The sequence below is a fragment of the Tannerella forsythia genome (assembly GCF_001006485.1).
Classification (GTDB): Bacteria; Bacteroidota; Bacteroidia; order Bacteroidales; family Tannerellaceae; genus Tannerella; species Tannerella forsythia.
In genome coordinates this window covers 125,041-149,917 of sequence record NZ_JUET01000070.1, presented here as the reverse complement: position 1 = coordinate 149,917, position 24,877 = coordinate 125,041, and the positions used below count along the sequence as shown (strand labels likewise).

The following is a 24,877-nucleotide window of genomic DNA, read 5'->3' as shown; positions in this document are numbered from 1 at the left end:
TTAAAAAAGAGTTTAAACAATCAATACTATCCCTAACGTATTAGCCCCTTTCAGGGGAGAGCGAAAGTGTGAACAAGTTTTTCAATTCAATCAAGATTGAACAGTAAAACCCATTCGTCCTAATTCGATACAAACATATCTCCGATCTTCATAATAACGACTGGTAAGCATCCATTCCGGATATGCTTATTGTCTCTGATATTCTAATCTGAGAAAAGATTGAATTTAATATGGCATAAATGCAATTTTATATAGATTTTATATGGATAATATTTGATATATCGGATATTATATTTATATTTGCGGTGAAATAAATAATATCATGTATGGGAAACGGGAGTATAATGGAGAGCGGTGAGGAGCCGGACAATATAGAAAATATAAATTCATCAAAAAAAATGAAATCATGTGGAGAGAAATGAGTAATCCTGCTATTCTTGTTGAGATAGGAAAACGATTAAAGGAATATCGAATTCGTAATGATATGACACAAAAAGATGTCGCGGAGCATGCTGGGGTTGGCATTGATACAGTCCTTCGAGTAGAAAGGGGAGATAATATTTCAACTCTAAAATTAATTGCAATATTAAGAAGTCTTGACATGCTTGAGAATCTGGATGAATTTATCCCGAAGCCGCCTGTCAGCCCTATTTTATATAAGAAACTAATGGGAAAACAACGATATAGAGTTAGAAAAAGATGATTGTTAATGTGAATTTTTTTGATAAGAATGTCGGGTTGTTGATGTGGGATACTGAAAAAGGAGTTGCTCTTTTTCAATATAACAAAGAATTCCTTCGATCAAATATTGATATCGCACCGGTGATGATGCCACTGAATAAAAGTGGTGAAAATCGTGTATATCAGTTTCTTGGGAATAGGAATGGCTGTTTCTGTGGGTTGCCGGGATTGATTGCAGATTCACTTCCGGATAAATTCGGTACAGAGATTATCAATGCCTGGTTCTCGTCGAAAGGTATGCCGGTCGATTATATCTCTCCTCTTGATCGACTATGTTATATCGGGAAAAGGGGGATGGGGGCATTGGAATTTGAACCGAATCGAACAATTAAGGGGTTAGATTCTTCATCGAAAATCCGTATTGATATGTTGACGAGTTTATCTGATGCTGTTTTTAGGGATAGAGCTAATTTTATGGATTTATTAATACAAGAAGATCGGACTATCCTTGACATTTTGAAAATAGGTACCTCGGCCGGAGGTGCAAAACCGAAAGCAATTATCGCATATAATGACATTACAAAAGAAGTGCGATCCGGACAGGTTAAAGCTCCGGATGGATTTACTTATTGGTTGCTTAAATTTGACGGAACAACCTATTCAGAACATGGGAATATTTCTAATAATCCTCGTGGTATAGGGAATATAGAATACGCGTATTACCGCATGGCATTAGATTCAGGTATTCAAATGATGGAATCCCGCTTATTAACAGAAGGAGACTTTTGTCATTTCATGACAAAACGATTTGACAGAACAGATTCAGGTGAAAAAATACATGTACAATCATTAGCTGGAATTGCCCATTTAGACAGAGACATACCGCATTCGTATGAAGAGGCTTTCAGCATCATGCGAAAAATGAATCTTCCGTATGGGCAACAGGAAGAATTCTTTCGGAGAATGGTGTTTAATGTCGTTGCTCGTAATCATGATGATCATACTAAGAACCATAGTTTCCTTATGGATAAAGAGGGGAAGTGGTCATTAGCTCCTGCCTATGACCTTTGTTATGCTTATTCTCCAGGTGGAAGATGGACACAAGTACATCAAATGTCGATCAATGGCAAACGAGATGAATTTACTTTTAATGATCTGGAAAAGACTGGCCAGGCAATGGGAATTAACCACCCGCAATTAATTATTGAGAATGTGGTTGATGTGGTTTCTCAATGGAGAACGTATGCGAAAGAAAGTGGTGTAAAATATGATCACATGAAGCAGATAGAGAACAACCTCATTTTACCTTCGCAAAAAAAATCTAAAGGAGCCAATATCTCTAATAGTGGATATAAAATAAGAAGATAAGATAATAAGCATTTTCAATCCATTGTTCCACAACGGATTCGTCTGAGAGATTACGAAGGTGCTTTAGAATCAGCAAGCCACACATCAAACGAATCGGCTTACTCGGGCGACCATTGTTTTGACAATACAAAGGCTGGAAAGCCGTATCGAATTGCTCCCAATCTATTTTGTCGGCCAATTTGTAGAGTGGGTGCGATTGGTTTAGCATGTCTGATAGACAGCTGAATAATGAAGGGGTATGATGAGACTTCTTTATCATAAAAATCTGCAAGTTTCTTGCTGTAAAGATAAGAAAACTCGTAGATTTATCAAAGGGTTTTACATGCTAATTTTATGAATATTAGATATTAAAAGGATATTTAAGGGGCGACTATATACGAAGGAGGATGAGTAAGGCGGTTCATGTGAACCGAATTGGAGTTATCCGACGACGGAGGTCAACTCTCGAATAAAAATCTCCTCGGCAGACAGTAGCCATTTTCTGAATGCATCGTGGTCGAATGTTCTCGATGTGTTCATAAAGTCGATCAGCTGGTTCAGGTCGAAGCTCTCGCCCACGACGGCACCGCGGAGCGATGCCGCATCGGCCGCATTGATCTCTTGTTCGATATGTGCAGGGATAAGCATCACGGGTTTATTCAGATAAAACGCCTCACAGACCGACTCGAATCCGGCCGTAGTGATGTATCCGCGACAGCCTGCCATATAATGCAGGAACTTTTCGTCGTCGATGCGATGGAGGGTGAAGTGTTCGTCTACGACGAGGTCGGCCGGCGCGTCGCGTTTATCCCAAAAGAAGTGCAACTTCGTTTCGGGATGTGCGTTATGCCATTCACGCACTTCATTCTCGAAGCCTTGATTGAGCATGTAACCAAGGATATAATCGCCTTCGGAAGGTTGTAGCTCAAGCACCTCTCGGCGCAGGAGCGGCGGCACGACGACGATCTTCTCGCGCGGAAAATCTTTCATTGGGTAAAATGAGAGCGCCAGCGTCTTCGAGGCTCCGATCCCGGTGAGCAGCGTGTGCAGGCGCAGCACCATCAGGCTTTGTGCATCTCCCTTGCCATGTCCGTAGTCGGGATGGCGCAACAAGTACTGATGCCCGATGTTTACGAACGGTATATCGATGCGGAAGCGTAACTGCGCAAGCGCAGGCAGTAGTTCGTAGAAATTGACGACAACGTCGGGACGTACTTTTTTGATACGCCGGTAAATCGTCTCGATGCTTTCGCCATAGTGTTTCAGTTTGCGCGGACTGCCGTTGTAAAGTACGGTTTTGAATTTGTTGAGACGCTTGCGGTCTTTCTTGAAGATGAATGACGGGGCGTCGTAAGACCGTACCGGGGTACCGATCTTGGTTCGGAAGAAATCGGGTACCTCGCGGGCCTGGCTTTTTCCGACGAGCGTTTCGGCCACCTCATGCCCGTGCCGCTGTAACATGGCAGCCAACGAGATGGCCTGTGTCAGATGTCCTCGCCCTTCACCCTGTACGATAAACATGAACCGTAACTTCTTTTGCATGTGGCTCGATTGTACGTTTCTTTCACTCCGAGTCTGTTTCGGCAAATTCCATCAGGTAAGCCTTGATGAATTCATTGATCTTGCCATCCATGACCCCGTTCACGTCGGAAGTCTGGTAGTTCGTACGGTGATCTTTCACCCGGCGGTCATCAAATACGTAGCTGCGGATTTGCGATCCCCATTCGATTTTTTTCTTACCGGCTTCCACTTTCACTCTTTCGGCCATACGTCGTTGCATCTCCTTGTCGTAAAGGATAGAGCGGAGCTGTCGCATGGCGTTTTCGCGGTTCTTCGGCTGGTCGCGTGTCTCGGTGTTTTCGATCAGAATCTCCTCCTCTTCGCCGGTGTGCGGGTCTTTGTACCGGTAGCGCAGGCGTACACCCGATTCTACCTTATTCACATTCTGCCCGCCGGCGCCGCCCGAACGGAACGTATCCCACGAGATGCAGGAAGGATCAATCTGCACTTCGATCGTATCGTCGACGAGAGGCGTTACAAAGACGGAAGCAAACGAAGTCATCCGCTTGCCCTGTGCGTTGTAGGGCGATACGCGCACGAGCCGGTGCACCCCGTTTTCGCCTTTCAGATAGCCGTAGGCGTAATCGCCCTCGATGGTCATCGTCACGGTCTTGATGCCGGCCTCATCGCCATCCTGCAAGTTGCTGATGGTAACCTTGTAGTCGTTCGACTCGCCCCAGCGCATATACATACGCATCAGCATCGATGCCCAGTCCTGACTCTCGGTACCTCCCGCACCCGAGTTGATCTTGAGCACGCAGCACATCTGGTCGGCTTCTTCGCGAAGCATGTTGCGGAACTCAAGGCTTTCGATCAGCTCCTTCGTCCGGGTGTAAGCCGCATCGACCTCTTCTTCGGACGTGATGCTTTCTTTTACATACTCGAAAGCGAGAGACAGTTCTTCGGCCGCATCGTGTACTTCACGATACAGCTCGATCCATTTCTTAAGGTCTTTGACGATCTTCATCTGCGCTTCGGCGCGTTGGGCATCTTCCCAGAATGCAGGGTCTTGTGTGCGCAGCTCTTCTTCTTCTAACTGAACGATCTTTGCATCGACGTCAAAGATACCTCCTCAACGCTTGCTCGCGTTCCAACATATCTTTCAGTTGGTCTGTCGTTATCATTTTTTGTTTACGGTTCGTTAATGGTTTATTATTCGAAGCTGCGGTAACTAAGACTCTCCGCAGCCTTTTCGGGGGACAAAGGTACGCAAATTTATCGTTTCTCCGCGTCTTGGCTGTTTTGAAGTGTGTCGGCGGCACGGGCCAATGCCTCGTGGATGTCGCCGCAAATATTCTCGCGTCCGATGCGTTCGTCCATCCGGCTTTTCATGATCATGGCACGTACCTGATCGTTGACACCGGAAAGAATGATATGGATGTGCTCTCGTTGCGAGAGACGGCAGAGGCTTTCGAGGTTATGCAGCCCTGTAGAGTCGATAAAGGGCACTTTGCGCATGCGAATGATACGTATGCGAGGCTTCGTGGAGAGCTGTTTCATGCACTCATCGAACTTGTTGGCTACCCCGAAGAAAAATGGTCCGTCGATTTCGTAGACCTCGACGCCGGAGGGGATTTTGAGCACTTCGTCGTCGTGACGTATTTCACTGTCGGCCGAAAGATCGAGACGGTCGGTCGAGACGGAGACTTGGGTTGTTTCCATCATCCGTCGCATAAAGAGTACCATGGCCAGCAGCAGACCGATCTCGATGGCGATGGTGAGGTCGAAAATCACGGTCAGGAAGAAGGTGACGAGCAGAACCATGACATCGTGCGCAGGATTTTTGAGCAAGGAGCGGAAGGTGCGCCATTCACTCATGTTGTAAGACACGACGACGAGTACGCCGGCCAGACAGGCCATAGGGATATGTCTCGTCAGGGGGCCGAGGAAGAGCAGAATAAGCAAGAGCACGGCGGCATGGATAAGCCCGGCCACAGGCGTGCTTCCGCCGTTGTTGATATTCGTCATCGTGCGGGCGATGGCGCCGGTGACGGGTATCCCACCGAAGACGGGGACGATGATGTTGGCAGCGCCCTGTGCGATCAGTTCGGTGTTGGAGCGATGTCTGTCGCCCGTTACTCCGTCGGCCACGGTAGCCGAGAGGAGAGACTCGATGGCGCCGAGCATCGCAATGGTAAAGGCTGAAGGCAACAGCAAATGTACGGTATCGAGATTGAGCGAGATGCGAGCCGGAGCGGGCAGTGCCGCATTGATTTCAAAGCGGTCGCCAATCGTTTCGAGATTTGTGATGCCGGCGTATTCACGGAGAAGATAGGCCGCGACGGTCATCACAACGATGGCAACAAGCGACCCCGGTATTTTTTTTGAAACGCGTGGCGTCAGCACGATGAGTGCGATGCTCAGCAGCCCGACGAGAAGCGAAACCCACGATACGCTGCCGAGATGTTGGGCATAAACGACCCATTTGCTTACGAAGTCGCCCGGCATCTTGTCGATCGTCATGCCGAAAAGATCTTTCACCTGTGTCGTAAAGATGGTTAGCGCAATGCCACTCGTAAACCCGACAATGATCGGGTAGGGGATAAACTTGATAACCGTGCCGAGGCGCAGTAGGCCCATCAGCACTAAAAAAATGCCGGCCAGCAGCGTGGCGACTGTCAACCCTTCGATGCCGAAGTTCTGAATAATCCCGTAGACAATCACAATGAACGCACCGGTAGGACCACCGATCTGCACCGAACTGCCACCGAGAAACGACACGACAAACCCGCCGATAATCGCCGTAATGATTCCTTTTTCGGGACTCACGCCCGAAGCGATACCAAAGGCAATGGCCAGCGGCAATGCCACAATGCCGACGATGATGCCGGACATCAGGTCGCCGAAGAATTTCTCTTTTGTATAGGTTTTTATCGAGTCCCACAATTTGGGCTTGAATTCGGGCGCAAGACGTATCTTTCTTTTCATTATATCAACGTTTATCAGTGCTATACGTGTAAAAAATTGCTTCCGATACCATGTCACATCGGAAGCGCAAAGTTAGGGAAAATATGCTATTTTTGCTTATTCTCTTTCTCAAAAGAGTCGGAAAGAGAGCTATAGGGCCCTGTAGATTTATGGGCGTCTGCTAAATATTTAAACGGTATTGTTAAATTTATATAGTACTATTATCTTTGCTGAAAAAAAATTATGGATTGTCCAAGATGTGGAAGCATAAATCATCGTAAAGATGGCATTGTCGGTGGTCGTCAGCGCCATTATTGTAAAGATTGTCATTATCGTTATACTGTTCAACAGAAATCTAATACAAAATCAGCTGCTACTCGTAGATTAGCTTTGGAGATGTACTTGGAGGGCTTAGGTTTTAGAGCAATCGGACGCATATTGAAAATAAGTCATACAATTGTTTACTATTGGGTAAAAGAATGGGGTGAAAGGGTGGCTTTACCACAAAAAGAGGAACCTGTTTCAGTTGTTGAATTAGATGAAATGCACACATATATAGGTTCAAAAAAAACTACTGTTGGGTATGGATTGCTGTTGATCGATTTGGAAAACGATTTATCTCTTTTGTCTGTGGGGACAGAAGCACAGATACAGGGATGAAGCTTTGGAAGAAGATAAAAAACATTCCTGCATCTGTGTATTATTCTGACTATTGGAAGAGCTATAAGGAATTTCTTCCTAATGTAAAACACATTCAAACGAAGGCAGAAACTTATACAGTCGAAGGTTATAATAGCAGAATAAGGCATTATTTAGCAAGGTTCAAACGAAAAGAGAAGTGTTATAGTAAGGCAAAACATATGATAGAAAAATCCCTAAAATTACTTTTTCTAAAACTAAACAACGAGCTGGCTATATGTGTTTAACAATACCTATTCGTTGATTATTGCCTTTGCCTGCTTGATCACGACGGAGGCAGGTGTTGTGCTGAGTGTCCTTTCATCGAAAAGCTTCAATGCTTTTTCTATTCTTCTCAATCCAGTACGATTGTTCGTGCGCGTATATTCCTCTTTCAGAATCCTGATTTTTTCAAAAGCCTGAATGCCTGCTATCAGATGCTCAAAGCGAAGTGAGCTTCGTGCTCCCGGATAGATAAAATAGGTGTCTCCTGCAGCCCAAGTATAAAAGCGGCTATCTAATAATGGTTCTCTGACCCAACTGTTATAAGCCCAGCGCAGATATCCGTCCAGTCCTTCTTTGGCTGCGTACCAGCCGAGCCATTCACTCTCTGCCGGTGAGCTGAATGTGAATGTGTTGGGGTAAGGCTCTTCGCAACTGGTGTAGAAGGTAGTGACTTTGCCTTCAGCTTTTCGTCGGGCTTTCATCTCTTCCGGATATTTCATGCGCAGAGCCACGCAATAATTATGCAAGTCGTCCGATAATTCATGGTGTAATGCACCGGCCAGAGAGACTTTAAAGTCGGGGTCTGCCTTGCGGATGACTTTCAGCGTTTCTTTCATTACCTCCATGGGGCGTTCGTCCATGGATAAGTGAGTGATGGAAAACCACCCTTTTTCCTTTAGGTGGGCAGAGAATGATTTTAGCATGGCCAGCCATATCTCTTCGTATGCAGGCTCACCCGGCCTGGTCTGTATCTCCCGCAAACTGTTGCTGGCCTGATCGAAGTACTGAAAAGACAGTCGCCAGGGTACCATGGAGTAGCAGTTTATTTCTTTTGTAATGCCCAACCCCATCATGAATTCCACCCAACGGTCGAATACGGTATAGTCGAAGCTCCATGAACCGTCGGCTTTCTTTATCCATGTCACCATTGTTTCAAAGTAATCGTAAGTCTGTCCGTTCCACGGCTTGTGCATGATTGATGTGGTAATCACTTTTCCACCGGCATCTCTGTAACGTTCCATGTAAGGGCGCATGCACTCCAGATGCTCGTGGCTCCAGAAGGGTACTTGGTGATAGCGGGCAATGGCAAATGGGTTTTGCCAAAGATTCAGATGGAATTTCCAGTCGGAAGGCTGTGGTAATACGCGCGCCTTTACGTTGACTCTTAAATTCAGTATGCCAACTTTCCCGCTGGCGTCTTTGACGGTTACGGTCCCGTGGTAAATGCCGGGAATGGCATCTTGAGGAATCTGGATGGACAACCAACCGCATTGGGTGGTATATTTTTTTATATCAAGTTTTTGGGATAAGTGATCTATCGGATCAGCTACCAATATAGAGTCAAAAGCTGCGGCGTCTGGACGGGCACCGCAGCCGCCGTTACCGTCTTTGTTCAGTTCGTCTGTCATGACATATCGGACAAATCCGGGCAGGATGCACTCATTTTTTATATAATCTTTCTTGTGGGTATGGATTAAATTTCCTATTGAAAGGGAAAGACCGGATAACGGGCGGTCTGCCCAGACAACCCATTGAGCGGAAATGTGCTCTCCCCTCCATGCGGTAAGTTCCAGTTTTTTCCGAAGTTTGGTGATGGGGGCAGGTTCTTCTTTCTTATAACGGATATGAGTCTCTCCCCAACTAAGGTTTATTCCTTTTACTTCACTCCATGCTATTGGATTGATTGGTGTGGGATTGGGTAATTCTTTGTAAGAGAATAAAGGATAAGGAGGTTGTCCGGTAAGCTGTCCGGAATGCGTAATACCTGATATGTTTTGAGTGAACCCGCTGATAGAGAATACGACTCCATATAGAAAGATAAAAAAAATTTTTTTCATACTGAGCATAATTGGGTATTATAGAATGGATAATAAAATGGTCACAATCATACATAAAATAGAATTTGCGACCATTTTACTGTTATTTACCAATCTCCGTTTTGAGTACAGAGTAGGTTCGTTTGTATTTCTTTTGCTGGAATAGGCAGATAGTAATACCGTTTCTGGAAGTTTGCGAAGCGTACCGGATCTTGAGCTTGCAACTCTTTCTCCAATAACCCCCAACGTCGCAAGTCGTAAAAACGCTCGCCTTCTTTGAAAAACTCGATCGCACGTTGACGGATTAGCTCTTCTTTTACTACAGAGGCTTCTATACTCCCTGAATATGGCAATAAATTATTGCCGCGAGTACGAATCTGGTCGATGTAGTTAATTGCGGCAGGTATGTTCCTCAAATTCAATTCACATTCGGCCAATAACAAGATGACATCTGCAAAACGCATTGCACGCTCATTTATATAAGAAGGAATGGTTTCTACCTCTTGTTCGCGAGTAGCAGAATTCTGATACTTCAATATCCAGTAAGAGTCTAATGCTTCTTTATTGTTCTTAAAGATTTCCTGAAAAGGCTTCATATAATACATACATCCCGGATAGTTCCATGCAACAGATGCTCGGGCGCGATAATCATAATTTCCATCCGCAGCCTTTTCTTGCATGAAAATATCCATCATTTTCTTGGTCGGTTTTGCCTCAAACCAACCACCGACTTCATTTGCTGCGTATTCTACCGCAATGGTAGTAGATTGTGCGGAATTGGCGGTTTCACCATTGTCCCATTGGTCTGAACCGCCTACGGGTTCATAAAGAATTTCAAAAATACTTTCCGAATTATTCTCATGAGCTTCATCGAAATTCCATGTGAAGTCTTCAACCAATTTATATATATAGGGGGATTTTGTCAATGGTTCCAATACACTTTTGGCCTCTTCCCACTTTTCTTGGTATACATATAATTTGCCCAAATAAGCAAATGAAGTTCCCCGGGTAGGCTTTCCCTTGGCATTTTTCAATGGCAGTAGTTCGGCCGATGCTATAAAATCTTTTTCGGCTTGAGCATATATTTCCTGTTGGCTGGATTTTTTCAGTTGAAAGGTAGCCGGGTCCTGTGATGCTTCCATGCGCAAGGGCACATCTCCGAACTCTTTAGCCAATTGAAAATAATACATACCACGAATGAATGTAGCTTCGCCGCGTATTGTTTTTACAAAATCTTCGGAAAATTCCTTACCTTCTATTTCTTTCAAAATAGAGTTAGCACGATATATGGCATTATAAAATTGGTAGAAGATGTTTTGGGCTACCGAGTTGTTCGGGTCGTTTGTAAAGCGGTGCATTGAATAAATGGGTTGAATGTCATTACGAAATTCTATATCGTCTGCACGGCTGATGCGAACCATTAGGCCACGGGTTCCATAGTAACCTCCATTCCAGTTTTTGAGAGGAGTATAACAAGAAGTGATTGCTTTTTTGAAATCAGTTTCCGTTTTCCAGAAAGTGTTATCTGTAGGCTGGTTGGGATTGGTTATATCCAATTGTCCCTCACAACCACTCAGCATGAAAGCGGCAAAAGCGCATGTAATATATTTATATGTATTCATTGTGATTTGTTTTTTTAGAATGTTAGATTTGCTCCTATCATAAGTACTCGGTTTATGGGATAGATAAAGTTATCGAAACCACGGGACGTAGCACTTTGAGAGTTATTGATGTCCGGTGTATATCCACTGTAGCCTGTTATCGTAAATAAATTTTCCGCATTGACGTAGGTACGGAGTTTTTGGACTTTATTTCGGAACCAGTGGCTTGGGAAAGTATACCCGACTTGTATGTTGCGCATGCGGAAGAAGGAGCCGTTTTCAAGGAAACGGTCGCTGGACGGACGCGTATTTTGGTTGGGATCATCCCAAACCAACCGTGGATGAGAGGCTCCGGGATTATCCGGGGTCCAGTAGTCCAAAGTAGTACTCAAAAAATTAGTTCCTTTATTCACACCTTCCAACTCCAAACGTGTGCCGTTATAAATCTTGTTACCAAATACTCCCTGGAATCCTAACAATACGTCGAAACCTTTCCATGCTGCATTAAGATTTAGCCCCATGGTTACTGTCGGGAATGGACTGCCGCAATATACACGGTCGCTGTCTGTGATTTTCCCGTCATTATTGGTGTCCTTAAAATGTATATCACCCGGTTTGGCATTAGGCTGAATCAACTTTCCGTCTTTGGTATAGGCTGATACTTCCGCTTCGTTTTGGAATAATCCATCGGTAGGAATCAGCCAGAAACCGCCAATAGGATAGCCGGCCAATGTACGGGTTGTAGGTACATTGGTGCGATTCTTTCCACCTTCGATTACTTGATTGGCATCACCCATTGCCACAACTTCGTTTGTCATGGCATTACCGGTTAATGTCGCTCCATAAGAGAAGTCTTTGTTGAGAAGGTCATTCCAGCTGATAGTCCATTCGACTCCTGTATTCTTTATTTTTCCGGCATTACGCACCGGATCATTTGCTCCACCGGTCGAAACAGGAATGGGCACAGTCAGAAGAATGTCTTTTGTGTCTTTCCGATACCAATCTCCGGTCAGCATTAAGCGGGAGTTAAAGAAAGCGAGGTCCACTCCAATATTTCTCATAGCGGTTGATTCCCATTGAATGGCTGGATTGGCGAAATCCTTTGGAAAGGCGCCGCTGTATAGTCCTCCGTTTCCGTCCGGATAATTGATATTGGAAGTGATGACACTTGTATACATGTAGTTTTCTATTTCTTGATTACCCAAGATACCCAATCCACCTCTGATTTTAAATTGGTCTAGCCAGTTTCGTGTATTTTTCATGAAACGCTCTTCGGCTACATTCCAGCCAACCGATACGGAAGGAAAATGCCCGTAGCGATTGTTCTTGGCAAATTTTGAAGAACCGTCTCGGCGGTAGGTCGCAGTAATCAAATAACGGTTATCATATGAGTAGAATATGCGTGAGATAACAGAAGTCAGCGCACTCTCATTCTTTGAAGTATTGTTCATGCGGTCTTGAGTGGCTGCTCCTACTTCGTGGATACCATCAGGTAAACCTTTGCCGGAGGCCATGATATAACGAGTACAATATCGCTGGTAGGAGTAACCTAATAAGGCGCTGAGTTTATGTTTTTCAAAATTCCGGTCGAATGACAAAAGATGCTCAATAAGGAAGTTGTTGTGATTATAGCGATACTCCTGCATATTGGAAACCATATTGTTACGCAGACCGAAGTCAAAAACATTCTCGTAGGCCGTACTCCTTTCAAAAGAGAGGTCCGGTGTAGCGTTCAGGCGGTATTTCAGTCCGAACGGTAATTTCATTTCGGCATATAGATTAATATAAGCACTATAGGTATTTGAAGTACGACAGGTTAAATTTTCATCTAAAATACCCAATGGGTTAGGGATGTCGGTAGCGTCGCCAAATACCTTGCCATAGCCTCCCTTATCATTTTCTGGGTCAAATTTCCGTAAGGAAGGAATGGATTGAAGAATGATTCCAAGGAAACCTCCACGTGCAAAATCGTATAAAGGGTTGTTTTGATGGGCACTGAATACAACGTTGTTGCCGAATATGAAAAGTCCTCGTTTATACTCGGACTTGAATTGTATATTGTATCGTTCATAGTTTGTTCCTTTTATGGTACCATCCTGATTCATAGATCCTAATCCGGCATAATAAGTGAAGTGCTTCGTTCCTCCACGAATGGTGACATTATAATTCTGCATTAATGCGGTTCTCATCATGACATCTTGCCAATCATTGTCTTCTTTGATATTCTGGCTCATCTCCAGTGGGGAAGCGCCGATTGTTTGGCGAGAAATAGTTGTCAGACGCGACCACTCATTGGCATTCAACAGGTCCAGATACTTGGATGGAGTTTGTATTCCGATATTTGCGGAAACATCGATAATGGGCTTACCCTCCGTGTTTGAGCCGGATTGGGTAGTCACAATAATCACGCCATTGGCTGCGCGTGAACCGTAAATCGCAGCGGAGGAAGCATCTTTCAGAATGTCAATGTTTGCAATGTCATTCGGATTCAAATGATCTATGCTGTTCATATACATGCCGTCAACGATATAAAGAGGAGTGGCGTTATTCAAAGTACCGATGCCGCGAATCATAATACGCACACCTGCTCCCGGAGCACCACCTTGCGACACAATATCCACTCCGGCTATTTTGCCTTGCAGTGCCTGTCCGATATTTGTGTTACTTTGGGTCGTCAGTTTTTCGCTGTTGATGTTGGCTACAGCGCCTGTCAAGTCAGCTTTCTTTTGTACACCATATCCTATCACGACTACTTCATCAAGATTTTTCGTATCTTCCTTTAGCAGAATTTGGATGTTCTTTTGATTGCCTATCGTTACTTCCTGCGTAAGATAACCTATGTAGGAAATCTCTATAATGGATTGAGATTGAATATCTATGGTGAAATTGCCTTCTACATCCGTGATCGTACCGTTCGCTGGGTTTGCTTTCTCGACCACATTAGCTCCGATAATCGGTTCGCCCTGTAGGTCCGATACTTTTCCCGTGATGTGTTTTGTCAGTTGTGGCGTTGTAACCGCATCGGAAGAAGGTGTGTTGGCCTTGTACAATACGATGTGTTTGTCGTTAATTGTATAATTCACGTTTTGTCCGGCAAACATCTCATCAAGCACATCGGTTATCAGACGATTCTTGACTTTGACAGAAATTTTTCTTGCCGCCTCGATCTGCGTCGAGTTATATGTGAAGTAAAAATCACTTTTCTGCTCGATGACCGACAGGATTTCTCGCACGGTCGCATCTTTCATTTCGAACGACAACCGTACTGACTGCGAATACGAAAGATTCGCCATGACCTGTAACGTGCCGAGTAGCCAAAAAAGTACGATACATCTCATGATCATCAGACTCTTTCGGGGCCATGAAGTTGTTTTTTGTTCATTACCCGTATTGTTTTTCAATAAAAAGTTCATATATTTGTAGTTGATTAATGAATAATATTTTGCTTGTCAACAATGTTATTTAATGAATCGGAACCGGAGATGTTGCCGCATTTCCGGTTTTTTTATGCTTCCGTTTTTCTCATAGGCACATCATTTTTTTATGGTTATTATTTCGATGATTCCGTCGTTCAGTTTCCTGTAATCCAGTTGCCGTGTTTCTTTTAGCAGAAACAATACTTGCTCCAGCGAATCCGTCTCACGGAAATGACAGGTGTATGTATCATTGGTCGACAGCGGATTACGTATTTGTATCCGTACACCGAAACGACGTTCCAGACTCTTCGTGATCTCCGAAAGCGGTTGTTCCACGAAGTACAGTTCGCCGCGTATCCACGACCGGGTCTGTTCGGTATCTACATTTTCAGTCAGCACCCATCCTTCCTGTTCGGAATACGAGATTTGCTCGTTCGGCTTCAACATCGCCCGATAGCCCGCGTCTATCGACGAGACTTGTACGCTTCCTTCCGCCAGAGTGACTACGACCTTCTCTTCGGGATAAGTTTTCATGCAGAATTTCGTACCTTTCACTTCAACGTACATCCGGTCGGACTGTACCACAAAGGGCTTGTCGGTATCATGGGCTACCTCGAAGAACGCTTCTCCGATGAGAGAAACCAGTCGGTTTTTTTCTCCAAAGGCCGACGGGTAGGACAATGTGCTTCCCGCATTCAACCAGACTTTCGTCCCATCCGAAAGAAGCAGTGAGGCGCGCTGCCCGACGGGTACTTCGATGGTATTCATGGCGAGGGGAAGCGTCTTGCTCCGTAACAGATAATATCCGTTTACGGCCAACCATCCCGCAAACAGGATCGCAGCTGCGTACCTCAAAAAAACGGGAATCTTCCGTTGTTTATCTTGGGTATCGGGTAACGAGCGACGGCTAATCCTCGACAGGAACCGGCGATACGATCGTTTAATCTCCTGTTCGTCCGAAAAACGCAGTTCATCTTTCAGACTCCACAAGTGTTCCATTTCATACAGCCAATCGGCATGAGCAGGATCAGCCGCCGCCCACCGGTCAATGCTCTTTAGCTCTTCGGCCGAGCATTGCTTCATCAGAAACCGTACTAACAGTTGTTCGTTCATCATTTATTTTCTGTGCTTGCAGAAAGAAGACAACCGAACGGCTCCGGACTACGTGCCCGAAAACGAGAAAAAAATCAAAACATGTTGTAAAACATAAACAGCATGGTCGGCACGTGCCGCAGTTTGTTGCGGAGAAAAGTCAGTGCCGCATGGATATGGCCTTCGACTGTGCGTGGCGAGATTTGCATCCTTGCGGCCACCTCCTTATGGCTCATATTCCGGTAATAACATAGTCGAAAAGCTTCGGCGCATTTTGGAGGTAGTTGGTTCACCGATTGCTCAATCGTTTCGAGTAAATCTTTGTCTATCAACTGACGCAACTGGTCACTCATCTCCAATTGACGATCCCAGTAGGTCTTACGCGCTTCGGCCAGGCGCATCCGTTCTTCGTATGCTTCGACGACGGTCTGATGACGCAGCCGGTTCAGGCAGTCGTTTTGCAACCATTTGAAAAGAAACGAATAAATGTTGTCCGCTTGTATCAAATGCTTTCGCTCCCAGTACGAAGTGAATACATCCTGTGTCAGGTCTTCGGCCGTCTCCTCGTCGACAAAGCGGCATGCCAGCGCTTTGAGTTTCGGGTAGAGAAAGGCAAAAAAGTCGCGGAAGGCATCGGGATCTCCCTGCTTCACTTTCTCGAGATCGATTTTCGGTTTTTGCATTTTCATGGTATATCATCAAAGGCTGTCTTCCGACCTATGGCTTGGGAGGGTAGTCGATATTATAATGCAACCCTCGGCTCTCTTTGCGTTCCATCGCCTGACGCATAATAAGATATCCCACATTAATCATGTTTCGCAGTTCGCAGATGTCGCGTGAAGCAACGGAGCGTTTGAAAAGACTCTCCGTCTCTTCGTAAAGAATATCGAGTCGTGTCCATGCTCTCTTCAAGCGCAGGTTGGAACGGACAATCCCTACGTAGGTCGACATAATCTGCCCTACTTCCTTCAGACTCTGGGTAATCAAGACCATCTCTTCAGGCGAGCGGACGCCTTCGTCATTCCAGGCCGGGATATTTTTCTGATGATCGAGCGATGCAATCAGACCGACGGAATGCTTGGCCGCCGCATCGGCATAGACTACAGCTTCGATCAATGAGTTGGATGCTAACCGATTGCCTCCGTGAAGGCCGGTGCAGGCGCATTCTCCTACCGCATACAGGCGCGCGATGGAAGAGCAGGCATGTTGATCTACCTCAATACCGCCGCAGAGGTAATGGGCTGCCGGAGCCACCGGAATATATTCTTTGGTGATGTCGATACCCAATCCTTTACAATGCTCGTAGATGTTCGGGAAGTGCTTTTTCGTGGCCTCCGCATCCTTGTGGGTAACATCAAGGTAGACATGCTCGTCGCCACGGTTTTTCATCTCGTTGTCAATCGCCCGCGCGACGATGTCGCGTGGGGCGAGCGACTGACGAGGGTCGTAGCGTTCCATGAATTCTTTCCCGTCGAGGGTACGCAGGACGGCCCCGTAGCCGCGCATGGCTTCCGTGATCAGAAATGACGGGCGATCCCCCGGATGATAGAAGGCCGTCGGGTGGAACTGAACGAACTCCATGTCCTTGACGGTGCCTTTCGCACGGTAGACCATCGCAATGCCATCGCCCGTGGCCACGAGCGGATTGGTCGTGGTTTGATACACCGCACCGATGCCTCCCGTAGCCATCAGCGTCACTTTCGACAGGAAAGTGCCGATCCGTCCCGTAACCATATCCATGATATAGGCGCCGTAGCAGGCGATGTCCGGTGTCTGGCGTGTCACCGTCATGCCCAAATGGTGCTGTGTCAGGAGCTCAATCGCAAAATGATGTTCGTAGACCGTAATGTTCGGATGACGTTTTACCGCACGGATCAAGCTGGCTTGAATCTCCGCTCCGGTACTGTCTTTATGGTGCAGGATCCGCGATTCCGAATGGCCGCCCTCCTTGTGCAGGTCGAAATTCCCTTTTTCGTCTTTGTCGAAATCTACGCCCCAGCTGATCAGCTCTTCAATTTGAGCGGGTGCTTCACGCACCACCTTTTCGACGGCCGAACGGTCGCTCATGAAATCGCCTGCAATCATCGTATCTTCGATGTGTTTTTCAAAGTTATCGACCAACAGGTTCGTCACCGATGCCACCCCGCCTTGCGCAAAAAACGTGTTCGTCTCTTCTAATCCGGACTTACATACGATGGCCACCTTGCCTCTCGGAGCTACTTTCAGCGCAAAGCTCATGCCGGCTATCCCTGCACCAATCACTAAAAAATCATATTTCTTTACCATCTTATATACGGTTTTCGACCGACAAAGATAAGAAACTGTTTCTATTTTTTACCGGTTGTTTTTCCATCATTATTACTACCTTTGTCCGCACAAAAACCGGAGGAAAGAAGTGAGAGCAGATGGAGAACGAACTTTTTGAAGGATATGTCGGAGTCGGATTCGATTATAGCCGACATATTCACGACATCCTGTTTATGATGATGCTGGGGCTTATTGTGATCTTCTCGGCCATTTTTCGCATATTCTATCCGCTTATCCGGAAGATGATCCGAAGTCTGTTGTCTATCAGAGAGCGCCAGAACCTGTTCGAAACATCCATGAGGAAAAATCTCTTTTTCAAGGCTTTCATGAAGTTCCAGATGTTGTTTCTGTGTACGGGCTTCTTCTATTTGCTCGTCTTGGAGGGTGGATATGTGCGAGTCGATCATCTCGGGGCGGCCCTCCTGCTGATGGGAGCTCTGCTCGTGGCGATCTATGTCTACTACCTGATTAAACAGGGTCTCTATGCGCTCTATGGACAGGCATTTAGCCAAGACGATAAGTATAGCCTCTGGCGGAATGGCTATCACTCCCTGTCCTACATATGGGGTGCTTTACTCTATTTTCCAACATTCTGGCTGCTCTTTGACCGACAACATATTCTCTGTATTCTGATACTTTATCTTGTGCTTTACATCCTCTATCGTATTGCTTTTGCTTACACAACTATTCGTATCTTTTATAATAAAAATACAGGGTTTTTGTTTTTAAGTTCGTACCTTTGCGCCCAAGAAATTATACCCTTGTTATTCATATACGAAGGTTTGAATTATTTGCATAACAATATTGATACAAGTACTTTATGGCATTGAGTATTAAGAAGCTTCTGGTCTCGCAACCTAAACCCACGTCGGAGAAATCGCCTTACTTCGACATTGCTGAAAAATATGGAGTCGACATTGATTTTCGTCCGTTTATCAAAGTAGAGCCATTGACAGCAAAAGAATTCAGACAGCAACGAGTCGCCATACTCGATTACAGCGCAGTGATTTTTACGGCACGTACGGCCATTGATCATTTTTTTCGCTTGTGCAAAGAAATGAGAATCACGGTTCCGGAAACGATGAAATATTTCTGTATGACCGAAACGATTGCGGTCTATCTGCAAAAATATATTATCTATCGCAAACGCAAGGTTTTTTACGGCCAAAGCGGCAAGATGGGAGATTTGATTACCCTCATCGGCAAGCACTCCAAAGAAAAATATTTGTTGCCGGTGTCCGATATTCATAAAGAGGATTTGACGACCGTGCTTGACACGAAAAAGATCGTCTATAAAACGGCGGTGATGTATCGGACCGTGAGTAACGACTTCAATAAAGATGAAAAATTTGATTACGATATGCTCTTGTTTTTCAGTCCTTCGGGTATTACGTCACTGATGAAGAACTTCCCGAAGTTCAAACAGAAGGATATTCGTATCGGGTGTTTTGGGCCGACGACGGCCAAGGCCGCTGTCGAGGCCGGGCTTCGGCTCGATGTTGAAGCGCCCACCCCCGAAGCGCCTTCCATGACAGCGGCCCTTGAACAATATCTGAAGAAAGAGCTGGGTAACGGCAAAAAGAATGCAAATCGCTGAAAAAAAGCGATTCCTCAAGCGTGAGCGTCTGACGTTGCAAAACGATATCGAGCAGCTTTTTGAAAAAGGACAGGCTTTTATGGCATACCCCCTGAGGGTCGTCTACGTGTCTGGCGCAGCGCAGAATAAGGTCGTGCCGGGCTTGTCTGTTTTAGTGGGCGCACCTAAAAAACGGATCAGGCAGGCTGCGTCGCGTAACCGAGTCAAGCGCCTTATACGTGAAGCGTATCGCCTGAATAAAGGAGCGCTCTTTGAGGCTTGCAGGCAATCCGGGAAATACATACACATTGCTTTCATGTACGTAAGCAACGACATTTGTACATATACGGATATGGAAAAGGCGGTCAGAAAAGCCTTGGATAGGATCCGGAAAAAAGAGATATGTTCCGACGTTTGCTGACGAATCTGCTGCTTATCCCGGTCTACTTTTACCGGTATTGTATTTCACCTCTGACACCGGGTAGTTGTCGCTACACGCCTACCTGCTCCGAATATACTGTTCAGGCGCTTAAGAAACACGGTCCATTCAAAGGGCTGTGGCTTGCTTTGAAGCGGATCTTCCGTTGTCACCCTTGGGGGGGGGGCGGATACGATCCGGTTCCTTAACCCTCCTGATCTTCTCGTGATGAAGTATTATGATATCCATACGCATCAAATTTCTCAAGAGCAGAACGAGAACGCTGTCTTCAGCCTCGATTTACGGGCGCCGTTCAAACTCCATCCTGACCGGCTCTACGCGGCCGGTATCCACCCCTGGTATGCCGATGACAAGCAGTGGGAAGTCTTGAAGAAATGGATATCGCATCCCCGGATCGTTCTCGTTGGCGAAGCCGGATTGGATCGGTTGGCACTCACGCCTCCCAATATTCAGGAAGAACTTTTCATCCGGCAGATAGAGCTCTCGGAAGAAGCAGGCAAGCCTCTCATCATTCATTGTGTCAAGGCATGGGATGAGCTGCTCCGCATCCGTCGCATCACACATCCTGTTATGCCATGGATTATTCATGGGTTTCGCGGTAAAAAACAATTAGCCGAACAACTCTTGGGAAGAGGTTTTTATCTTTCTTTCGGAGCACGCTACCATCCCGAGGCACTCCAAGCCGCATGGACGGCAGGCCGTCTTCTGCTCGAAACCGACGACAGTCCCATCCATATCGGCTGCCTCTACCGAGAAGTGGCCGAAGAACTTCAAATTACGGAAGCACTTCTTTCTCAAACGGTAGGAAGTATTTTCATTCCCTTGATTACTTCTCCGGTACCATAGAGTTTGCCGGGCTCATCAGCATCTCCTGCGCATTTGAACGGTTTTCTTGAGAGATGAGACAGCCATGTTATGCCAGTGTGTACTTATTGGCCTCCAAAGCATATAAAATTTTTTTTGTAAGTTTGCACGAAATATTTATATCGAAGATGGCCAAGCGAATCAAGGTGATAAAATGCCCGCAATGCGGCAGTACGAAGGCAAAAGAGTTACGCACCGATCATTATCAATGTAAGAGCTGTTATACGGAGTTTTTTATTGACAGTGATGATATCAATATTCTGCATAAGTATGACAGTCCTTTAGGTGATTTAAATAAAGTAAACACCAAACGCATACTCGCAGGCATAGCTATTGTAGCCTCTATTTTTATTTTCTTTGGAGTCTTCTCCAATCTCTTTTTACAGAAATCGTCCTTTGATTATGCTCCTTCGAATCCTCCTGTCAAAATAGAAGAAAAAGAAGTCGTTTTCTGGGACAGGATTCACAAATTCAAGGGATTTGCCAATGCAACGGACGAAGGTACAATACTCGTTATCGGCACCAGAGGAACCAAAAAGGGATATTCCGTATCCGATAAAAAACAATCGTATTACGGTATTTATCAGGCTGTCGACGGGAAAGAAATCTTAGTTCAGCCGATAAGAAGCCTGGAAGAAACCGAAATATCCAATACGGATGTAAAATTGTTTGAAAACGGAGATATTTATGCCATTATCAACAAAAAGAAACTTTTTAAATTGAATCGCGCGACGTATGAACTTGAAGAGATCATTTTTGAAGCACTGAATTTTCCCGACCTTGCCAAAGGGGTTTACGAAATTAAATTTGCATACGACGGCGATGGGTTCAAGGTGGTGAATGAGTTGGGCAAAGAATTGTATTATTACCCCATAATCAATAAAGTTTTCGGGGAAGACATGCTTTATAAGATGCTTCCCAGGAAAACATCCGATGCCCGAAAAAAGGCCGCATTTCAATTTTCGCACACCTCCGATTACTTTCCCGACGAGAAAATACAATTGATCCGGTATGATTATTGGCAACAAATCGGATATCCTACCGATATACCTCATTTTGCATGGACGAAAGACTTCGGAGGATCGGGGATTTTTACCGAAAGTTCTCCCTATCGGAAGGTACTCGTATTACCTTATATCGCAGAAATGTCACGATTGATCTCATACCGTGACTTTACTCCCGACCGCGATTATATCTCGGGAACGGTTTGGGCTTATGATGACAGCCAAGTGCTGATTTCGTTCAAACCGAGCCTCTCTGGGAACAGTATTATACAGCTGCTTGATGCTGAAACGGCAGCCATTAAATGGACAAAGCCGGCAGATATGGACTATCTGCTCAGTGAAGATGTCGTTAAGGTGAAAGAAGGGTATCTGTTTACAGCGAATAAAGAATCCTGGTTATTCAATACGCAAAACAAAGAGGGCGTATATATCAAGTGGGAATTCGATAATTAATCCGATAATATCAATGATGCAGGTTGTAAAAAAATAGATATGAGCTTTTTAAAGATTTTCAACAATCAACTTTCAAAAGTCATCCGGTGGGAAAATTCGAATCCCGGAATTCTTTGGTATAAATATCCGCATAAACATGATGAGATCATCAATGCGAGCAAACTTATCGTAGCCCCCGGGCAGGGCTGTTTACTGGTGTATGAAGGGCAAATTGCAGATATAATCGAGAACGAAGGGATATTCAATCTCGAAACGGGCAACCATCCTTTCATTACAACCCTCTCGAAACTCCGGCAAAATTTCGAAAGCGAACATAAGCTGGCGATTTATTTTTATCGCAAAGCTCAAACACTCAATCAGCCTTGGGGAACACCCTCTCCGATTAAATTTATTGACAACGAGTATAAAATCCCGGTGGAATTGGGTTTAAACGGTAATTTTTCGTACCGGATAACGAATCCGAAATTCTTTTTCACGGAAATAACAGGCAGTCGCGACGAGCTTCAAACCGGGGAAATGAGCAGGATCATTACGGAACGCATTCTGCAACTCATTGCGAACGTCATTCACGAGAAAAAATATTCATATATCGAAATCGACGGGCATATCGATGATATGGCAGACGAAGTGGCCGGGAAAATCAACGATGAGTACGGTCTTCTCGGACTGCAACTTACCGATTTCCGGATTGAAGGCACCCAATTTGACGAACAGACGCAGGCGAGAATCGCCCGTATAGCGGACATCTCGGCCGATGTGAAAGCTGCCGAACAGGCAGGATTGAGCTATGTCGAACTCGAGAAATTACGCGCTTTGCGGGATGCCGCCCGCAACGAAGGGGGATTAGCCGGTGCCGGGCTGCAGCTTGGTGTCGGTATGGAAATAGGAAAAAAAATCAACGAACAAACCGACAGCTTTCTGTCGGCCGGCAACACCGCCGTAACCGAAAAACTACGTAAACTCAAAATCCTGTTAGACGAAAAAATTATCACACAGGAAGATTACGATGCAAAAAAGCGGGAACTGTTAAACCAATGGTGAAATAAATAAATTATCAAAGAATGAAATATATTATCGGAACGATTGCTGTAGCATTAATCCTTTGTACCGCAGCCTTTTTTACCTTAGATCTTTGGGGTATTGAAAATCCCGTTACTCTTGCTCAACTCCAAAAAGGGTTGAAAACGGTAATAATTATTGGGATAACATCGATCTTATTGCTTATCGTCATCCCTTTCTTTTTCAAAAACAACGGGAGAGGGTATGATCGAACGAAGGGGAATGTAGCCAAACCTAAAATAGAGCAGGGAAAACAATAGTGCTTCGTACTCATCTGCGTGTCTCATTGCCAATGATCTGGTTATGAATCCTGCTCTAAAACAAAACCCGGGCTGGTAATCCTTTTCGCATAGAGACTTGACCGGAGAGGGGGTGTCTAAACGCAATGTTTGGGCACACCCTCTTTTTGTATCCCTTCCCTCATCCGTAAAAACACATCGCTTTCCAATCCGGCAAAGCCGTGAAAATACCCTTTTCTTTGTTTTTCTCGGAATCGGCCTGAAATGAAAAATCATATATTTATATGATTTTATATGTGAAAAAATATTTCATGTTTAGATCAAAAGCACTTGTTTTTCTCCTGTTTTTTTAGAAATATTTTGCAATATATTAATTTAAAGCATTATATGAATCTAAAATAAATTATTTTTTATAATATATTTTGAAATTTTAGTAATGCAAAAATCATATATTTATATGATTGACACGTGTTGTTTACTTTTTTAATTTTGTCAGCGATGGTATGTATTAACAAGGTAAAAAACCAGATTATGAAGAAAGCAAAATGGATTTCGTTCGGTTGTCTGTTAGGGATCATATTGGCGACCGGATCATGCAAAGAGACGCTTCAAAATGCGCTCGGTAAAGACATTTCCGTCAAGAACCGCGAAATAGTGTTCGATGTACAACCTTCGGCGCTCTCTCAGACCGATGTCGATGGACAAGACGTTCCGGAGTTACTCTCAGGTGCGACGGAAGAGGTGCTCTACGACGGCATACTGAATGTGAACGTAGCCGCCGAACTGGAAAAAAACGGACTTTCGTTCGAGAACCTCAAGTCGTTTATCATCACGCAGGGAACCCTCGAACTCGTTACTCCGCAAGGGTTTGATCTGAATACGTTCCGGACGGCCAAACTCTATTTCGATAATCGAACGGCCCTGGTCGCTAAGGCCGACGTGGTAGACACTGCCGCGCGCAAGGTACGATTTACCATTATCAACGGTGAACTCCTCGACAAGCTCAAAGATGACAAGTTGCACGTGATCCTCACCGGTATCCGGCCCAACGTCGTTGTGCGTCTCAAGCTCGTCATGGACTACAAAGCCAAAGTGAGTTTGATTAAATAAAAGTCCCAAGGGCGTTTACATGTTGAGTTGTTTGATTATTCGCTGAATGCATATTAGAATGACGAATTATGAATGCCTCCTCTTTGTCATTCCGAACGCAGTGAGGAATCTCGTGAGGAGAAGGAAAAGATTCATCGCTTCGCTCTGAATGACAAGGGAAGTGAAAAGTGAGAAACGAATAGTGAAAAGTGAAGAGAATTGTTGAGGTATTGAGTTGTTGTGGGGGGCGGTTGGGCGCATTCCCATTTCGGTACGCCGCGTAGGGGCGAACCTCTGTGTTCGCCCGTCATGACGTTGATATGAACATCCCCCCAGCCCCCCTTCAAGGGGGGAATGCAGATCTGAAGACTGACTGCTGTAAGAGCCCTGAAAGGGCGTGTTAATTCAGCCCAATGCGCAGCGTTGGGGAAACAGGGCAATCCCTCAGCGGAGGGCTGGAAGCCTGAATGAAACCTTGCGAACCCCTTTGCGAACCTTGCGGTTTATTCTTTACCGCAAAGAA

Annotated in this window: 21 protein-coding genes and 1 pseudogene; 12 read left to right on the top strand and 10 right to left on the bottom strand. The window is 45.2% G+C overall.

Annotated elements, in window-relative coordinates:
* The first annotated feature begins 406 nt into the window (after positions 1 to 406).
* Both Tanf_RS05885 and Tanf_RS05880 read left to right on the top strand, forming a co-directional pair.
* Positions 407 to 703, top strand: coding sequence for a helix-turn-helix domain-containing protein (locus Tanf_RS05885; RefSeq protein WP_041590605.1), 297 nt, complete (start codon positions 407 to 409; stop codon positions 701 to 703).
* Positions 700 to 2,049 (top strand): type II toxin-antitoxin system HipA family toxin, encoded by a 1,350-nt coding sequence (locus Tanf_RS05880; RefSeq protein WP_046825230.1) that lies wholly within the window; start codon positions 700 to 702, stop codon positions 2,047 to 2,049. Before Tanf_RS05885 ends, Tanf_RS05880 begins: the two co-directional genes overlap by 4 nt.
* Here Tanf_RS05880 and Tanf_RS05875 read toward each other — a convergent pair.
* From Tanf_RS05875 to Tanf_RS05860, 4 genes and pseudogenes are all read right to left on the bottom strand, one after another.
* Positions 2,042 to 2,308, bottom strand: a pseudogene (locus tag Tanf_RS05875) (transposase); the annotation flags it as partial. The gene Tanf_RS05880 and the pseudogene Tanf_RS05875 sit on opposite strands and share 8 nt — an antisense overlap.
* A 161-nt stretch (positions 2,309 to 2,469) precedes the next feature.
* Complete coding sequence (locus Tanf_RS05870; RefSeq protein WP_041590603.1) at positions 2,470 to 3,570, bottom strand: glycosyltransferase family protein; 1,101 nt, start codon at positions 3,568 to 3,570, stop codon at positions 2,470 to 2,472.
* 22 nt (positions 3,571 to 3,592) lie between these two features.
* A protein-coding gene (prfB, locus tag Tanf_RS05865; RefSeq protein ID WP_140230603.1) for a peptide chain release factor 2 occupies positions 3,593 to 4,712 on the bottom strand; the annotation gives its coding sequence in 2 pieces (ribosomal slippage) (positions 3,593 to 4,648 and positions 4,650 to 4,712; 1,119 coding nt in all).
* A gap of 91 nt (positions 4,713 to 4,803) precedes the next feature.
* Positions 4,804 to 6,516, bottom strand: coding sequence for a SulP family inorganic anion transporter (locus tag Tanf_RS05860; RefSeq protein WP_046825227.1), 1,713 nt, complete (start codon positions 6,514 to 6,516; stop codon positions 4,804 to 4,806).
* Positions 6,517 to 6,738: 222 nt separating this feature from the next.
* On the opposite strand from Tanf_RS05860, the gene Tanf_RS14220 reads away from it, so the two are divergent.
* Positions 6,739 to 7,421 (top strand): IS1 family transposase gene (locus Tanf_RS14220; protein ID WP_369057633.1). Its coding sequence is split into 2 segments (ribosomal slippage): positions 6,739 to 7,099 and positions 7,099 to 7,421, totalling 684 coding nucleotides; the frame shifts between segments, so codons are not numbered across the junction.
* 6 nt (positions 7,422 to 7,427) lie between these two features.
* Here the strand turns inward: Tanf_RS14220 and Tanf_RS05845 are convergent.
* From Tanf_RS05845 to nadB, 6 genes are all read right to left on the bottom strand, one after another.
* Positions 7,428 to 9,236 carry a DUF4091 domain-containing protein gene (locus Tanf_RS05845; protein ID WP_041591062.1) on the bottom strand — a complete coding sequence of 603 codons (1,809 nt, stop codon included), beginning with the start codon at positions 9,234 to 9,236 and terminating at the stop codon, positions 7,428 to 7,430.
* An 86-nt stretch (positions 9,237 to 9,322) separates the two neighbouring features.
* The gene (locus Tanf_RS05840; RefSeq protein WP_046825225.1) at positions 9,323 to 10,837 is read right to left on the bottom strand and encodes a RagB/SusD family nutrient uptake outer membrane protein; all 1,515 of its coding nucleotides are present in this window, start codon (positions 10,835 to 10,837) and stop codon (positions 9,323 to 9,325) included.
* A gap of 14 nt (positions 10,838 to 10,851) precedes the next feature.
* Entirely contained in the window at positions 10,852 to 14,160 is a 3,309-nt protein-coding gene (locus Tanf_RS05835) for a TonB-dependent receptor (protein WP_371706615.1), read from the bottom strand.
* Positions 14,161 to 14,349: 189 nt separating this feature from the next.
* Positions 14,350 to 15,348: a FecR family protein gene (locus Tanf_RS05830; RefSeq protein WP_052449027.1), complete on the bottom strand. Its 999-nt coding sequence runs from the start codon at positions 15,346 to 15,348 to the stop codon at positions 14,350 to 14,352.
* Positions 15,349 to 15,419: 71 nt separating this feature from the next.
* Entirely contained in the window at positions 15,420 to 16,007 is a 588-nt protein-coding gene (locus Tanf_RS05825; RefSeq protein ID WP_046825249.1) for an RNA polymerase sigma-70 factor, read from the bottom strand.
* 34 nt (positions 16,008 to 16,041) lie between these two features.
* The gene (nadB, locus tag Tanf_RS05820; RefSeq protein ID WP_046825224.1) at positions 16,042 to 17,610 is read right to left on the bottom strand and encodes an L-aspartate oxidase; all 1,569 of its coding nucleotides are present in this window, start codon (positions 17,608 to 17,610) and stop codon (positions 16,042 to 16,044) included.
* A 119-nt stretch (positions 17,611 to 17,729) separates the two neighbouring features.
* Here nadB and Tanf_RS05815 point away from each other — a divergent pair, with 119 nt between their 5' ends.
* The 9 genes from Tanf_RS05815 (at position 17,730) to Tanf_RS05780 (ending at position 24,375) form a co-directional block, all read left to right on the top strand.
* Complete coding sequence (locus tag Tanf_RS05815; RefSeq protein WP_014224036.1) at positions 17,730 to 18,461, top strand: DUF4271 domain-containing protein; 732 nt, start codon at positions 17,730 to 17,732, stop codon at positions 18,459 to 18,461.
* Positions 18,458 to 19,228 carry a uroporphyrinogen-III synthase gene (locus Tanf_RS05810; RefSeq protein ID WP_172793889.1) on the top strand — a complete coding sequence of 257 codons (771 nt, stop codon included), beginning with the start codon at positions 18,458 to 18,460 and terminating at the stop codon, positions 19,226 to 19,228. Before Tanf_RS05815 ends, Tanf_RS05810 begins: the two co-directional genes overlap by 4 nt.
* Positions 19,215 to 19,628, top strand: coding sequence for a ribonuclease P protein component (locus Tanf_RS05805; RefSeq protein WP_046825223.1), 414 nt, complete (start codon positions 19,215 to 19,217; stop codon positions 19,626 to 19,628). The genes Tanf_RS05810 and Tanf_RS05805 overlap by 14 nt, the downstream gene beginning before the upstream one ends.
* Positions 19,610 to 19,834 carry a membrane protein insertion efficiency factor YidD gene (yidD, locus tag Tanf_RS14215; RefSeq protein WP_080948571.1) on the top strand — a complete coding sequence of 75 codons (225 nt, stop codon included), beginning with the start codon at positions 19,610 to 19,612 and terminating at the stop codon, positions 19,832 to 19,834. Before Tanf_RS05805 ends, yidD begins: the two co-directional genes overlap by 19 nt.
* A gap of 19 nt (positions 19,835 to 19,853) precedes the next feature.
* Positions 19,854 to 20,492 (top strand): TatD family hydrolase, encoded by a 639-nt coding sequence (locus Tanf_RS05800; RefSeq protein ID WP_046825222.1) that lies wholly within the window; start codon positions 19,854 to 19,856, stop codon positions 20,490 to 20,492.
* A gap of 146 nt (positions 20,493 to 20,638) precedes the next feature.
* Positions 20,639 to 21,967, top strand: a complete 1,329-nt coding sequence (locus tag Tanf_RS05795) for a hypothetical protein (protein WP_236684394.1) — start codon at positions 20,639 to 20,641, stop codon at positions 21,965 to 21,967.
* Between the two features lie 39 nt (positions 21,968 to 22,006).
* The gene (locus Tanf_RS05790) at positions 22,007 to 23,008 is read left to right on the top strand and encodes an SPFH domain-containing protein (RefSeq protein ID WP_046825221.1); all 1,002 of its coding nucleotides are present in this window, start codon (positions 22,007 to 22,009) and stop codon (positions 23,006 to 23,008) included.
* A 20-nt stretch (positions 23,009 to 23,028) separates the two neighbouring features.
* Complete coding sequence (locus tag Tanf_RS05785; protein WP_046825220.1) at positions 23,029 to 23,286, top strand: hypothetical protein; 258 nt, start codon at positions 23,029 to 23,031, stop codon at positions 23,284 to 23,286.
* Positions 23,287 to 23,796: 510 nt separating this feature from the next.
* Positions 23,797 to 24,375, top strand: coding sequence for a hypothetical protein (locus Tanf_RS05780; RefSeq protein ID WP_014224028.1), 579 nt, complete (start codon positions 23,797 to 23,799; stop codon positions 24,373 to 24,375).
* Positions 24,376 to 24,877 lie beyond the last annotated feature (502 nt).